This is a genomic window from Nonomuraea sp. NPDC049480 (assembly GCF_044465905.1).
GTDB lineage: Bacteria > Actinomycetota > Actinomycetes > Streptosporangiales > Streptosporangiaceae > Nonomuraea.
In genome coordinates this window covers 117,728-130,830 of record NZ_JBITMD010000015.1, presented here as the reverse complement: position 1 = coordinate 130,830, position 13,103 = coordinate 117,728, and the positions used below count along the sequence as shown (strand labels likewise).

15 protein-coding genes and 1 tRNA gene are annotated in these 13,103 nt (G+C 68.9%); 12 read left to right on the top strand and 4 right to left on the bottom strand.

The annotated features are described in order from the left end of the window. Positions 1–114 precede the first annotated feature (114 nt). From ACIBX3_RS36050 to ACIBX3_RS36040, 3 genes are all read left to right on the top strand, one after another. Positions 115–1,263 (top strand): hypothetical protein, encoded by a 1,149-nt coding sequence (locus ACIBX3_RS36050; RefSeq protein ID WP_397124995.1) that lies wholly within the window; start codon positions 115–117, stop codon positions 1,261–1,263. Between the two features lie 95 nt (positions 1,264–1,358). Then, complete coding sequence (locus ACIBX3_RS36045) at positions 1,359–1,685, top strand: PadR family transcriptional regulator (RefSeq protein WP_397124994.1); 327 nt, start codon at positions 1,359–1,361, stop codon at positions 1,683–1,685. After that, the gene (locus tag ACIBX3_RS36040) at positions 1,682–2,179 is read left to right on the top strand and encodes a hypothetical protein (RefSeq protein WP_397124993.1); all 498 of its coding nucleotides are present in this window, start codon (positions 1,682–1,684) and stop codon (positions 2,177–2,179) included. The genes ACIBX3_RS36045 and ACIBX3_RS36040 overlap by 4 nt, the downstream gene beginning before the upstream one ends. A 103-nt stretch (positions 2,180–2,282) precedes the next feature. On the opposite strand, the gene ACIBX3_RS36035 is transcribed toward ACIBX3_RS36040, so the two are convergent. Next, positions 2,283–2,420, bottom strand: coding sequence for a hypothetical protein (locus tag ACIBX3_RS36035; protein ID WP_397124992.1), 138 nt, complete (start codon positions 2,418–2,420; stop codon positions 2,283–2,285). Between ACIBX3_RS36035 and ACIBX3_RS36030 the strand changes: the two genes are divergently transcribed. The 8 genes from ACIBX3_RS36030 (at position 2,419) to ACIBX3_RS35995 (ending at position 7,715) form a co-directional block, all read left to right on the top strand. Then, complete coding sequence (locus tag ACIBX3_RS36030) at positions 2,419–3,213, top strand: uracil-DNA glycosylase (protein WP_397124991.1); 795 nt, start codon at positions 2,419–2,421, stop codon at positions 3,211–3,213. The genes ACIBX3_RS36035 and ACIBX3_RS36030 overlap by 2 nt on opposite strands. 94 nt (positions 3,214–3,307) lie before the next feature. After that, on the top strand, positions 3,308–4,624 hold the full coding sequence (locus ACIBX3_RS36025) for an NAD(P)/FAD-dependent oxidoreductase (RefSeq protein ID WP_397124990.1): 1,317 nt from the start codon (positions 3,308–3,310) through the stop codon (positions 4,622–4,624). Positions 4,625–4,702: 78 nt separating this feature from the next. Beyond that, positions 4,703–5,215, top strand: a complete 513-nt coding sequence (locus ACIBX3_RS36020; protein WP_397124989.1) for a glycine cleavage system protein R — start codon at positions 4,703–4,705, stop codon at positions 5,213–5,215. Continuing rightward, a complete protein-coding gene (locus ACIBX3_RS36015; RefSeq protein WP_397124988.1) occupies positions 5,212–5,766 on the top strand; it encodes a peptide deformylase in 555 nt (184 codons plus the stop codon). The genes ACIBX3_RS36020 and ACIBX3_RS36015 overlap by 4 nt, the downstream gene beginning before the upstream one ends. A gap of 49 nt (positions 5,767–5,815) precedes the next feature. Then, a tRNA-Leu gene (locus ACIBX3_RS36010) sits at positions 5,816–5,888 on the top strand. A gap of 171 nt (positions 5,889–6,059) precedes the next feature. Beyond that, positions 6,060–6,851 (top strand): Bax inhibitor-1/YccA family protein, encoded by a 792-nt coding sequence (locus ACIBX3_RS36005; RefSeq protein WP_397124987.1) that lies wholly within the window; start codon positions 6,060–6,062, stop codon positions 6,849–6,851. Between the two features lie 168 nt (positions 6,852–7,019). After that, on the top strand, positions 7,020–7,253 hold the full coding sequence (locus ACIBX3_RS36000; RefSeq protein WP_397124986.1) for a DUF4287 domain-containing protein: 234 nt from the start codon (positions 7,020–7,022) through the stop codon (positions 7,251–7,253). Positions 7,254–7,307: 54 nt separating this feature from the next. Next, positions 7,308–7,715, top strand: coding sequence for a PPOX class F420-dependent oxidoreductase (locus tag ACIBX3_RS35995; protein WP_397124985.1), 408 nt, complete (start codon positions 7,308–7,310; stop codon positions 7,713–7,715). A 180-nt stretch (positions 7,716–7,895) separates the two neighbouring features. On the opposite strand, the gene ACIBX3_RS35990 is transcribed toward ACIBX3_RS35995, so the two are convergent. The 3 genes from ACIBX3_RS35990 to ACIBX3_RS35980 all read right to left on the bottom strand — a co-directional run bounded on the left by ACIBX3_RS35990 (position 7,896) and on the right by ACIBX3_RS35980 (position 11,580). Continuing rightward, on the bottom strand, positions 7,896–9,113 hold the full coding sequence (locus tag ACIBX3_RS35990) for an acetyl-CoA C-acetyltransferase (protein ID WP_397124984.1): 1,218 nt from the start codon (positions 9,111–9,113) through the stop codon (positions 7,896–7,898). A gap of 47 nt (positions 9,114–9,160) precedes the next feature. Then, entirely contained in the window at positions 9,161–10,510 is a 1,350-nt protein-coding gene (locus ACIBX3_RS35985) for a PQQ-binding-like beta-propeller repeat protein (protein ID WP_397124983.1), read from the bottom strand. Between the two features lie 86 nt (positions 10,511–10,596). Beyond that, positions 10,597–11,580: an SGNH/GDSL hydrolase family protein gene (locus tag ACIBX3_RS35980; protein ID WP_397124982.1), complete on the bottom strand. Its 984-nt coding sequence runs from the start codon at positions 11,578–11,580 to the stop codon at positions 10,597–10,599. A 128-nt stretch (positions 11,581–11,708) separates the two neighbouring features. Here ACIBX3_RS35980 and ACIBX3_RS35975 point away from each other — a divergent pair, with 128 nt between their 5' ends. Continuing rightward, the gene (locus ACIBX3_RS35975; protein ID WP_397124981.1) at positions 11,709–13,079 is read left to right on the top strand and encodes a cystathionine beta-synthase; all 1,371 of its coding nucleotides are present in this window, start codon (positions 11,709–11,711) and stop codon (positions 13,077–13,079) included. Positions 13,080–13,103: the final 24 nt, after the last annotated feature.

Here is a 13,103-nt window from a genome sequence, read left to right as displayed (position 1 = left end):
TGCTTAGGTAAAGGGGCATTACGGGGGCTTTGCCATATCGCTGTGTACGGAAGGTATCGGCGTGGCGACCGTTCCCGAGCGCGTCTTTTCCCTCACGGAATGGAGCACTCTCACATGAAGTTCTCTGGGTTAGCAGCACGCAAGGCGGCGGCCTTCGGCGCGTCCGCCGCCGTGCTGGCCGCCCTGGCCGCGGGTCTGGTCGCCAGTCCGGCACAGGCGGCGACCTCGAAGGCCGGACCCAAGGTCTCGGTGTCCGCGCCCAAGGCCTCGCCGGGCAAGTACGAGGGTTCGTGCCCGGTCAAGGTCAACTTCTCGGCCAAGATCAAGGTGCCTCTCAAGGGCAAGACCGAACTGGCCTACCGCTGGCTGCACGGTGACGGGTCCAAGAGCAAGGTCAACGTGATCAAGCTCAAGGGCAAGGGCACCAAGACGGTGACGGTCAAGCAGTCCATCACCTTCAAGGACGACGTCAAGGGCTGGGAGCGCATTCAGGTCCTCGGTCCGGTGAAGGCCCTGTCCAAGAAGGGCTACTTCGCCGTCAACTGCGAGAAGCAGTCGTCCGACGAGCCCAACGTCGACATCCACGTGCCGTCGGCCCCGTCGGTGTCGGCCCGCGCCTGGGCCAGCCCCGACCGGTACGTCGGTCCCTGCACCCCGGGCGACAAGATCGACTTCACTGGTCTGATCAAGGTCGACCGGCCTAGCTGGGTCCGTTACCGCTGGGTGCTGAACGGTGACGTCGTGGACTACGGCAAGGTCAAGGTCTACCACGCCCGCAAGGTCGGCTTCGGCCTCTCCCCGCGTGACAGCCACCGCGGCTGGGCGCAGCTGCAGGTCCTCCGTCCTGACCACACGGCCTCCAACCGGGCCTACTACAAGGTGTGGTGCAAGGACCCGGCCCCCGCTCCCGTCACGAAGGTCTCGGCCTCCAGTCTGGTGACCGGCACCAACCACGACGGCTGCAAGGTCGGCGCCCACGCCACCATCAGCACGACCGGCCGCGCGATGGTCCAGTGGACCTGGTCGGTGAACGGCGTCTCGGTGCTCAAGGGCGAAGACTTCTTCAGCGGCGCCTCCTCGAAGACCGTCGAGCTCCCTGACAGCTCGCTGGTCGGTGACGCCGCCAAGGGTGGCAGGGTCACGCTGACGGTCAGTGGGCCGCACAACGTCGACTCGATCTCGCAGTCGTACGCCGCCTGCAAGATCGCGGAGCCGGCTCCGGCCACTCCGTCCGCCACGCCTGAGCCCTCCAAGGCTGCGTGAACGACGGTTTGACTGAGTAACAACCGGGTGGTGCCTCAGGGCGCCACCCGGTTTGCTTGTGCCACTACTGCGCTTTGCGCAGTAGTGTTCTTTGCGTGGATAGCAGCCAGCTGCTCAAAGGCGTTCTCGACCTGGCGGTTCTGGCGGTGCTCAACGAGCGTGACGGCTACGGCTACGACGTCCTGCGCAGGCTGAGAGAAGCGGGCCTGGAGGAGGTCGGCGACGCCTCCGTGTACGGCACGCTGCGCCGCCTGTTCAAGGCAGGCGCCCTGACCTCGTACGTGGTGGCCTCCGACGAGGGGCCGCACCGCAAGTACTACGGGCTCAACAAGGTCGGCAGAAGCATGTACGCCACGCAGGCCGAGACCTGGGCCTCTTTCGCGGCCACCATGGCATCCCTGCTGGAGGAGGAACGAGGATGACCCCCGAAGAGTACGCGCAGGCCGTTCGCGCCATCGTGGGCGACCACCCCGACCGGGAGGAACTGCTCGAAGACCTCGACGACCACCTGGCGGAGATCGCGTCCGAGTCGGACCTGCCTCTTGAGGACCGGCTGGGGCCGCCTGCCGTCTACGCCGAGGAGCTCATGGCCGCCTACGGAGGCCGCTCCGAGAGCCGCCCCAAGCGCCGGCCGTGGGACTGGGCGTTCACGGCGCACGCCGCGTTCACGCGGCAGGGCGCGTACCGGAGCTCCGTGGCCTTCCTGAGAGACCTGCGGCCGGGCTGGTGGGTGCTGCGCGGCTACCTGCTGGCCATGCTGCTGCTGTCGCTGAGCGGCCAGGACCGGGTGGTTCCCGGGAGCCCGGCCGACTGCGCCGTGGTCGTGGCGGCCGTCTGGGCGTCGTCCTGGCCGGTGCGACCCCGTCCGACGGCTTCTACAACATCAAGCCCTACGCCAAGGACGGCACCCCGCTGACCGACGTCTACCTGTACGACCAGGACGGCAAGCCGGTCATCACCAACCCCGAGGACTACGGCCACACCGTCGACAGGTCGTGCGGCGAGCCGATACTCAACCGCTATCCGCTGCCGCTGATCATGGGGGGCCCGGTGGACAACGAGAGCATGGCGTCGCCGGCGCCCACCTGCCCGGCATCCACGCCGAACTCGACGCCCGTTCCGGTTCCCACCAAATGATCGGGCACCATCGGTGTCATGAGCTTCGTACCTCCTGGCACCGGCTGGCCCGGCGACCCCGCGACCGCTGACACGCCGGTCGCGCTGGACCCCGCGGACGTGCGCCGCCTCGCCGCCTCCAGCAGCACCCTCGCGGAGCTCACGGCCAGGCAGTCGGTCTGCCGGGCCTGTCCCCGCCTGGTGGAGTGGCGCGAAGAGGTCGCCACGGTGAAGCGGCGCGCGTTCGCGGACGAGACGTACTGGGGCCGTCCCGTCCCGGGCTGGGGCGACGAGCACCCGCGGATCGTGATCGTCGGACTCGCGCCGGCCGCCCACGGGGGCAACAGGACCGGGCGGATCTTCACCGGCGACCGCAGCGGCGACTGGCTGTTCGCCTCGCTGCACCGCAGCGGGCTGGCCGCCCAGGAGACCAGCACGCACGCCGGCGACGGGCAGAAGCTCTTCGGCGCGCGGGTGCTGGCCTCGGTGCGCTGCGCGCCGCCCGCGAACAAGCCCACGCCGTCGGAGAAGAGCACCTGTTTCCCGTGGATGGCGCGCGAGCTGGCGCTGGTCGCGCCGGAGGTGCGCGTGGTGGTGGCGCTCGGCGGGTACGCCTGGCAGGCCATGTGGCCGGCGCTGAAGGACGCGGGCTACGAGCTGCCCCGCAGCCGGCCGCCGTTCGGGCACGGCGCCGAGGTCGAGGTCGGGTACGCCGGCGCTCCCGTGACGCTGCTCGGCTGCTACCACCCGAGCCAGCAGAACACGTTCACGGGCCGCGTCACCGCCCAGATGCTGGACGACGTCTTCACCAAGGCCAGGTCACTGGCTGTGTGACGCGTTGCACCACCCTGGATTGGATTCATCGAGAGCGCTTGACGTAAGCTTGTGAATGCTTTCACAAGCATTCCACGAGGGATGGGGCCTCAGGATGAACAAGCACATACTCATCGTCGGCGGCGGGTACGTCGGCCTGTACACGGCGCTCCGGCTGCAGCGCAAGCTCCATCGCGAGCTCCGCGGTGGCGAAGTGCGCATCACGATCATCGACCCCCAGTCCTACATGACCTACCAGCCCTTCTTGCCGGAGGCGGCGGCGGGTAACCTCTCGCCCCGGCACCTGGTCGCCCCGCTGCGGCGGATCCTGCCGAAGGTGCGCATACTCAACGGCGCCGTCACCAAGGTCAATCACGGCGAGCGCACCGTCACCTTCCAGCCGGCCGAGGGCAAGCCGCGCCAGGTGGCCTACGACATGATCGTGATGGCCGCCGGATCGATCTCCCGTACGCTGCCCATTCCCGGGCTGACCGACATCGGCATCGGTTTCAAGACCGTGGGCGAGGCCATCGCGCTGCGCAACCGCGTGCTGCACCTGCTCGACGTGGCCGAGTCGACCGACGACCTGAAGGTGCGGCGCAGGGCGCTCACGTTCGTCGTGGTCGGCGCGGGCTTCGCCGGCGTCGAGGCGCTGGCCGAGCTCGAGGACATGGCCAAGGACTCCGTGCGCTACTACCGCAACCTCAGGCCGTCGGACATCCGCTGGGTGCTCGTCGAGGCCACGAACCGGGTGCTGCCCGAGGTCGGTCCAGAGATGGGCAAGTGGACGCTGGAGCAGCTGCGCGAGCGCGGCATCGACGTCAAGCTCGAGACCCGGCTCGAGTCGTGCGTGGACGGGCACGTGGTGCTCTCCGACGGCACGAAGTTCGAGGCCGAGACCCTGGTGTGGACCGCCGGCGTCAAGCCCAGCCCCGTGGTGAAGGACAGCGACCTGCCCCTCGACGAGCGCGGCCGGATCAAGGCCACCACCATGCTCACCGTGGCGGGCACGCGGGACGCCTTCGCGGCCGGCGACGCCGCGGGCGTGCCCGACGTGACGAACCCGGGGCAATACTGCGCGCCGAACGCCCAGCACGCGGTCCGGCAGGCCAAGGTGCTGGCCGACAACATCATCCGTCACCTGCGCGGACAACAACTGGTCGAATACCGTCACAAGTATGTCGGATCGGTTGCCGGTTTGGGCCTCCATCAGGGCGTCGCCAATGTCTATGGCTTCAAGCTTCGCGGATTCCCTGCGTGGTTCATGCACCGGACCTACCATCTGTCGCGGGTGCCGACGCTGAACCGCAAGGTCCGTGTCGTCGTCGATTGGACCCTGGCCCTCTTCTTCAAGCGAGAGACGATCTCGCTGGGTGAGATGGAGCATCCGCGCGAGGACTTCAGGGCCGCCGTCGCGACGATGCGCCGCTAGCCCGGGTGCGGCAATCGCCCCGGTGAGCATCGCCGGGGCGTTCCGGCACCCTGTGAGCAAGCGGAAGGGGTGCCACGGGTGGGTCTCTCAGCGGTGACCGTGCTCGGCGTGGACAGGCCTGGAGTGATCGCCGCAGTCACCGGTTCCCTCGCCGACTGCGGGGCCAACATCCAGGACTCGACCATGACACTGCTCGGCGGCCACGTGGCGATGATGCTGCTGGTCTCCGGCGACCTGGACTCCGGCGAGCTGCTCAAACGGCTGCGCGCGCCCGAGCTGGTGGTGACCGCCTCGGCGATCGAGGCCCGGCGTCACTTCTGCGAGGACGGGGGCGGGCTCGGCTACGTGCTCACCGTGCACGGCCCGGACCGTCCGGGGATCATCTCCGCCATCAGCGCCGTCCTCGCCGCGGACGGCGGGAACATCACCGGCATGAGCACCAGGCTCACCGGGCGGCTCTACGTGCTCATCGCCGACGTCGAGCTGCCGAAGGAGGTGGACGTGGCGGCGCTCATGCGCAGGCTGGCGGCCGTCGGCGCCAGTCTCGACTCCGAGATCACCTTCCGCCCCGTCGAACCGGACCTGCTGTGAGCGAGCCACGGAGGACCGCGCGGGAGTCGCCGATCCCCGATGGGACCGCGCGGGAGGTGCTCGTCGCCCCGCATCCCGTCCTGTCCTCCGTGGCCGAACCGGTGGACCCGACGGCCCCCGAGGTCGTGGCGGCCGCGGCCGACCTCCTGGCCACTCTGCGCGGCGAGCCGTCCACGACGGGCCTGGCGGCCCCCCAGATCGGCCTGAGTTGGCGCCTGATCGCCTTTGACACCGGACTCCACCCCCGCAGCCGTTCCTGGGCTGGAGAGCTCGTGGTGGCCAATCCACGGCTCGCCAGGGCGTCCCACTGGAATCAGGGCCGGGAGGGGTGCGCCTCGATCGCGGGATTGACCGCTGACGTGCTGCGCGCGACGCGTATCACCGTACATGGGCATTTGCCAGGCACGGGCGAGGCGGTCACCATCGATGCAGATGCCTTCGAAGCCCGTTGCATTCAGCACCAACTGGACCATCTGGACGGTCTACTCTTCTTGGACAGAGTGGCTGGAGCTCTATCACTTCACCGCAGACTTCACAGTTGTGACGCCTGATGCGAAGTTGTGCTCCTCGGAAGCATGGTCCGTTTCGTATGATTGCGGCGCCCCCGTAGCCCAATGGCAGAGGCAAACCCCTTAAAAGGGTTGTAGTGCGGGTTCGAATCCCGCCGGGGGCACGTGGCCTCTACCATTGGAAATGCGTTTTCCGGAGTCGGGATGACCACGGGAACTCTCCGGCGGCCACGTTCGTTGTCAACGCTGCCGAAGTCCCAAATGAACATCGATCTGAGCGCGAGTTGACCAAGGTGCCGCCCGGCCCCACTAGGCTCGGGTCACAGGAGGCAGCGATGGAGAGTAAGAACCCCGTATTCAGCAGGTCACGGCGGCAGGCCGGAGGGTGGGCGCCGCCCTCACCTTCACCCGACGTGCTGCAGAACATGTACGACGCCCCGTCGTACGCACCCCCGAGCCGGCCCGCCTACCGGACCATGACGCTCGACGACGTCGTGGTGCGCGGCTTCCTCACCCTCGGCGCGCTCGTGGTGGCCGCCGCGGCGGCCTGGATACTGAACGTCCCGCCCGTGGTCGCGATCGGCGCCGCGGTCGTCGCCTTGATCCTGGGCCTGATCGCCTCGTTCACGCAGAGCACCAACCCGGCGCTCATCCTGGCGTACGCGGCGTTCGAGGGCGTGTTCCTCGGCAAGATCAGCCAGCTTTTCGAGGGCATGGTCGGCGGCATCGTCCTCCAGGCGGTGCTCGGCACGGCATTCGCCTTCGGCGCCGTGCTGACCGTCTATGCGCTGCGTGTCATCCGTGTCACGCCGAAGCTCGTGAAGTACGGCATCGCCGCCGCGATCGCGGCCATCGGGCTGATCCTCGTCAACCTGCTCGTCGGCATCTTCAACGGCGTCGGCCTCGGCCTGCGCACTGACAGCCCGATCGGCTGGATCTTCAGCATCGTGATGATCCTGATCGGCTGCTTCTTCCTCCTGCTCGACTTCGACTCGGTCGAGCAGGGCGTCAAGCAGGGTGCTCCGGAGAAGTTCGCCTGGCAGTGCGCGTTCGGACTGACGCTCAGCCTGGTCTGGATCTACCTGGAGGTCCTGCGCTTCGCCTACTACTTCTCCAACAGCGACTGATCGTTCAGCCGCGCGTAATCTCCGAGGGCCTCGCCGTTCAGGCGGGGCCCTCTCTTTGTGCGACCGAAAATCTACGTGCCGTCACGAAATGATGCCTGGCTGGGGTCTTGCCATTCGGTCGATGGTGTTGCAGTGTCGAGCAAAGGACCTTAATCCGCGGAGGTGCCCATGTCCTTGAACCACTCACCGGAGACGCAGACGAAGTTGATCGCAAGAGTCCCGGCCATCACGGGACGCGAACTCCCAGAGTGGTTCCTAGCCATCGACAACGGCCCGGCTTTCCTGAGGTGCGACGAGCGGGCCAACTGGCTTGCCGACGAGCACGGGCTGACTCACGGCTACGCCGCCGCGATCGTGCACGAACACGAGCGGCACCGCCGTAACCGCATGGGCTTCGTCTAAGCCCTACCGTCCCTCGCGCCCGCGCTCGAAGCGCGGGCGCGTCATCATGAGGGGATGGATCTCGACAAGGCCTTCGCCTTTCTCAGCACCAACCACAACGCCGTCCTGCTCACCCGGCACCGCGACGGGCGTCCCCAGATGTCGCCGGTGACGGTCGGCGTCGAGGACGACCGCATCGTCGTCAGCTCCAGGGAGACGGCGGTCAAGGTCCGCAACGTCCGCCGCGACCCGCACGTCTCGCTGTGCGCGTTCACGGGCGCCTTCTACGGCGAGTGGATCCAGGTGGACGGCACGGCCGACATCATCTCCCTGCCCGAGGCCATGGACCATCTGGTCTCCTACTATCGCAACATCTCGGGCGAGCATCCGGACTGGGACGACTACCGCGCCGCCATGATCCGCGACCGCCGCGTCATCGTCCGCATCACCCCGACCCACGCGGGCCCGGACCGCCACGGGTGACCCGCCGCACCCCGGTTCTTTTCCTCCCGGTTTGCCCCGGCCGCGGCGCGGCCGGGGCCCCCACCCCGGCCGTCCGATGGCCGGGGTTGCGCCCGGCGCGGGCGCCGGCAGGGGTTCGGGTCTGGTCGGCACAAGGTGGGCGGCGCCCGGTGGGTTGCCGGGCGCCGGGGCGTGCCGAAGTCAGCTCAGGCGTTCGAGGAGCATGGCCATGCCCTGCCCGCCGCCCACGCACATCGTCTCCAGGCCGATGGTCTTGTCGTGGTGCTGCAGGCTGTTGACGAGCGTGGACGTGATGCGCGCGCCGGTCATCCCGAACGGATGGCCCACCGCGATGGCGCCCCCGTTCACGTTGAGCCGGTCCAGGTCGATCCCCAGGTCCCGGTAGGACGGGATCACCTGGGCGGCGAAGGCCTCGTTGATCTCGACCAGGTCGACGTCGTCGATGGCCATCCCGGCCCGTGCCAGCGCCTGCTTGCTGGCCTCCACCGGCCCCAGCCCCATGATCTCGGGCGACAGCCCGGACACCCCGGTGGACACGATCCGGGCCAGCGGCGTGATCCCGAGCTCGGCGGCCTTGACGTCGCTCATCACGATCACGGCGGCCGCCCCGTCGTTGAGCGGGCAGCAGTTGCCGGCTGTGACGGTGCCGTCGGGCCGGAAGACAGGCTGAAGGGAGGCGACCTTCTCGTACGTCGTCCCCGCCCGCGGCCCGTCGTCCTGGCTGACCACGGTCCCGTCGGGCATGGTCGCGGGCGTGATGTCCTTGGCCCAGAACCCGTCGGCCAGCGCCTTCTCGGCGAGGTTCTGCGAACGTACGCCGAACTCGTCCTGCTCCTGCCGGGTGACGCCCTTGAGCTGGGCGAGGTTCTCGGCGGTCTGCCCCATCGCGATGTAGATGTCCGGGACGGCGCCGTCCTCGCGCGGGTCGTGCCAGGTCTGCCCGCCCTCGGTGAACGTCTTGGTGCGGGCCAGCGCGTCCAGGAAGATCGGGTTGTGGGTGTCGGGCAGCGAGTCGGAGTTGCCCTTGGTGAAGCGTGAGACGGTCTCCACGCCGGCCGACACGAAGACATCGCCCTCGCCCGCCTTGATGGCGTGGAAGGCCATCCTGGTGGTCTGCAGCGACGAGGAGCAGTAGCGCGTCACGGTGGTGCCGGGCACGTCGTCGAGGCCCAGCATCACGGCCACCACACGCGCCATGTTGAACCCCTGCTCGCCGCCAGGCAGGCCGCACCCCAGCATGATGTCGTCGATCGTGTGGGGATCGAGCTGGGGCACCTTGGCCAGCGCCGCCTTGACCATCTGCACGGTCAGGTCGTCGGGCCGGATGTCCTTGAGCGAACCCTTGAAGGCTCGCCCGATGGGGGAACGCGCGGTTGCGACGATGACTGCCTCGGGCATGGCCCCTCCTCGTTTCGGCGCTACTACCCGAACTATATTCCAGAGGCTTAGCCGTACATGCCCGGGGCTGTCGCGGTCTGGTCGTTGACGGCGTGCAGGGCCCCCTTCTCGTCGCGCCACAGCCGCCAGCCGTCGTGGCTGCCGGTGAACCACGGCGGCGGCGCGGCCGCGGGGGAGATCCGCTTGCCGGTGCCGAGGTCGTACTCGCAGACGGCGGCCGTCGAGTAGAAGCCGGGAGGCTGCCCGCGCAACGGCAGCGGCTTGGGGTCGGTGAGGCAGAAGGACCAGCCGCGCTGCTCCTCCACGGGCGCCGGCTTGCCGGAGACGAGGTCGAAGGCCGTGCCCTTGGCGTTGTGCTTGAGGAAGCCCAGCTTGTCCATGCGGTCGGGGAAGGCCAGCCACCAGCCCGAGCCCGGCACGTCGGACGCCGTGATCTGCCCGATCACCCGTCCGGACTCGGAGTCGAGCCGGGCGAAGCCGCCGTAGGAGCCCCGGCGGTCGACGGGGCGCACGACCGGGGCGTAGCCGGGGCTGCCGCTGGGATAGACGCGTACGACCGAGGGCCGGATCCAGTTGATCGTCCCGTCGGCGATCTTGACGGAGAACAGCCCGAAGGTGGAGACCTTCTTGGTCTGGGGATTCGTGTACGGGGCGATGTATCCGACCAGGTTGTCCCCCGTCGCGCCGAACGCCCACCCGCCCGACAGGTCGATGCCCGGCCCGAGGGCCTGCTCGATCGGCTGCTGCCACTGGAGCTTGCCGGTCTTGAGGTCGTACGACTCGATCATGGGGTCGTCGGCCAGCCTGAGCAGCAGCACCCGGGCCGGATCGGACCACTCGACCTCGGAGATGCCGGGCAGCTTCCACAGTTCCTTGCCGGTGGCCGGGTCGAGCACCACCATGCGTGCCTTGGCCAGGGCGGTGTGCTCGGACAGGCAGATGTAGGAGCCGCAGCGCTGCGGCCCGAACGTCGAGTGCACCGGCCTGCTCCACTTGTGCACCCCGGAGTGGGCGTCGCGGGCCACGAGGGTGGCGTTCCAGCCGCCCTTCTTGGCCGGGTCGAGCGCGACCACCACGCCCTGGTGCCTGGCCGTCTCCACGATCGCGGGCGCGGAGACGCCCATGCCGGGCAGGCGGCCGGCCATCGTGGCGGGGTACGCCCACAGCCGCTTGCCGTCGCGCAGGCCGATCGCGACCGTCTCCAGTGTGCCGTCGGGCTTCATGGAGGTCGTGGCGACGACCTCGCCGGCCGCCGCCGTCCGGCTGACCGCGTTGACCTGGGTGTTGTGCCAGGCCGGGAAATTCGAGGTGGTGGTGGCCGCGTCGCTGCCGGAGCACGCGGCGACGGCCAAGGTCCCGGCTAGGGCGATGGACGGTTTGCTGAGGGGCCGGAGCACGGGCAATTCACTCCCAAAGGGACGAGGAGTGACGGCTCGGACGCGGAGGGTAACCGGTCCAGGTCGCGCCGACCCTGGGATCGCGGTCAGGCGTCGTTGAGTTGCTCGCCGAGCCGCCGGCGGAACAACGTCGCCCACTTCCCGTGCAGGCCCGTCGACCGCCCGTCGACCCGGGTCGCGGTGACCTCGGTGCCGGACTCCTCCGCGGCCGTAGCCGCCGCAAGGTAGATCGGTTGCAGTGCTTCGCCGCGCGCGGGGCGCGGCTCAGGCCACAGCCCCAACGCAGCGCACACTGACGGTAGCACCGCGTAAGCGGCCTGCGCGTAACCTCGGGCAGATGGATGGAAACGATCGGGTCCGAACATTTCTGTCGGGTTTGTATCGAACTCTGGGCCCAGGACGTCGGCGAACGCCACCGTGCGCCCGCCCGCGTCGACCACCGCCACCGTCTGCGCCGCCGCGAGCTGGCGGCTCCAGCGCCGGGCCACCCAGCGCAGCGGCTGCGAGATCGGCCGTACCGTGCCGAGGTCGGGGCAGGTCCCCACGATCACCTCGGCTCCCGCGTCCCGCAGCCGTCGCACGGCCTTGGTCAGATGGCGTACGGCGATCCCGGGCGGCGTCTGCGTGATGATGTCGTTGGCCCCCACGAAGATCACCGCCACGTCGGACTCCATGGCCAGGGCCTGGTCCACCTGCTCGCCCAGCTCGGCCGAAGGGGTGCCCGACTTGGCGGCGACCAGCAGCCGCACCGGGCGCTCCGCGACCGCGGCCAGGCCGTGGGCGAGCAGCACGCCGGGGGTCTGGGCGGGGTCGGTCATACCGAGGCCGACGGCCGTGGAGTCGCCGAGCATGACGAGTTTGAGCGGCTCGCCGGGGAAGTTGCCGTACGTGCCGTCCGAGGGTGGTCCGTCCAGGCCGTGCGGCTGCCCGATGGCCCTTCGGGCGAGCAGCCCTTCGGCGATCAGCAGGCCGTACGCCGTGGCGCCGAGCGCCGTCAGCCCGCCGCCTCCCAGTGCCGCCGCGGTAGCGATCTTGCGTGCCGCTCGTGCCATCCCAGCTGCCCAGACCACGTACGTGCCTCCCTGGTCAAACTCGGCGGTAGCGTTTGCTTGAAAAACTAGCCGAGGGCCTGCCACCCCCACTGGATCTCGGCCACAGGCAAGCTGATCAAGCTTCGGCAAAGAAGGTGAAAACCTCGGTGCGCGTTTACGATTCCCTGGTCGAGCTGATGGGCAACACTCCGCTCGTCCGGTTGCAGAAAGTCACCGCGGGACTGCCCGTCCAGGTGCTGGCCAAGGTCGAATACTTCAACCCTGGGGGCTCCGTCAAGGACCGCATCGCGGTACGCATGATCGAGGCCGCCGAGAAGTCCGGCGAACTGCGTCCGGGCGGCGTGATCGTCGAGCCGACGTCCGGCAACACCGGCGTGGGCCTGGCCATCGTGGCCCAGCAGAAGGGTTACCGGTGCCTCTTCGTGGTGCCGGACAAGGTGGCCCAGGACAAGATCTCGGTGCTGCGGGCGTACGGGGCGGAGGTCGTGGTCTGCCCGACCGCCGTCTCGCCCGACCACCCCGACTCCTATTACTCGGTCTCCGACCGGCTGGCCCGCGAGGTGCCCAACGCCTGGAAGCCGAACCAGTACGCCAACGTCAACAACCCCGAGTCCCACTACCACTCGACGGGCCCGGAGGTGTGGGCGGACACCGAGGGCCGGGTCACGCACTTCGTGGCGGGCATCGGCACCGGCGGCACCATCAGCGGCGCCGGCCGCTACCTCAAGGACGTCTCCGACGGCCGGGTGAAGATCATCGGCGCGGACCCCGAGGGCTCGGTCTATTCCGGCGGGTCGGGGCGGCCTTACCTGGTGGAAGGGGTCGGCGAGGACATCTGGCCGGACACGTACGACACCACGATCTGCGACGAGATCATCGCGGTCTCCGACAAGGACTCCTTCACCATGACGCGGCGGCTCGCCCGCGAGGAGGGGCTGCTGGTCGGCGGCTCGTGCGGGATGGCGGTCGTGGCGGCGCTGCGGGTCGCGGCGAAGGCCGGGAAGGACGACGTGGTGGTCGTGCTGCTGCCCGACGGCGGCCGCGGCTACCTGTCGAAGATCTTCAACGACGACTGGATGGCCGACTACGGCTTCCTGACGACCTCCTCGGACGAGGGGCTGGTCGCCGACGTGCTGGCGCGCAAGGGGGGAGCGATGCCGGAGTTCGTGCACGCGCACCCGCACGAGTCCGTGAAGACGGCGATCGCGATCATGCGCGAATACTCGGTGTCCCAGCTGCCGGTCATGAAGGAGGAGCCGCCGGTCATGGCGGCCGAGGTGATCGGTTCCATCGTGGAGCGCGACCTCCTCGAAGCCCTCTACCACGGCAGGCTCTCCTCCGACGATCCGATCGCCGAACATATGTCCGCTCCGCTACCCACGATCGGCAGTGGTGAACCTGTGGCGCGTGCGGTGGAAGCGCTGGAAAAGGCGGATGCGGCCGTGGTGCTGGAGGACGGCAAGCCCGCCGGGCTGATCACCCGGCAGGACCTGCTCGCCTTCTTGGCCAATCACTAGGGTCCGGCGGGGATCGGCTGAGAA

Bases quoted from the DNA above. Each gene is read 5' to 3' on its own strand.
- ACIBX3_RS36050 (WP_397124995.1), top strand. From the start codon at position 115: ATGAAGTTCTCTGGGTTAGCAGCACGCAAGGCGGCGGCCTTCGGCGCG.
- ACIBX3_RS36040 (WP_397124993.1), top strand. From the start codon at position 1,682: ATGACCCCCGAAGAGTACGCGCAGGCCGTTCGCGCCATCGTGGGCGAC.
- ACIBX3_RS36030 (WP_397124991.1), top strand. From the start codon at position 2,419: ATGAGCTTCGTACCTCCTGGCACCGGCTGGCCCGGCGACCCCGCGACC.
- ACIBX3_RS36035 (WP_397124992.1), bottom strand. From the start codon at position 2,420: ATGACACCGATGGTGCCCGATCATTTGGTGGGAACCGGAACGGGCGTC.
- ACIBX3_RS36025 (WP_397124990.1), top strand. From the start codon at position 3,308: ATGAACAAGCACATACTCATCGTCGGCGGCGGGTACGTCGGCCTGTAC.
- ACIBX3_RS36005 (WP_397124987.1), top strand. From the start codon at position 6,060: ATGGAGAGTAAGAACCCCGTATTCAGCAGGTCACGGCGGCAGGCCGGA.
- ACIBX3_RS36000 (WP_397124986.1), top strand. From the start codon at position 7,020: ATGTCCTTGAACCACTCACCGGAGACGCAGACGAAGTTGATCGCAAGA.
- ACIBX3_RS35995 (WP_397124985.1), top strand. From the start codon at position 7,308: ATGGATCTCGACAAGGCCTTCGCCTTTCTCAGCACCAACCACAACGCC.
- ACIBX3_RS35990 (WP_397124984.1), bottom strand. From the start codon at position 9,113: ATGCCCGAGGCAGTCATCGTCGCAACCGCGCGTTCCCCCATCGGGCGA.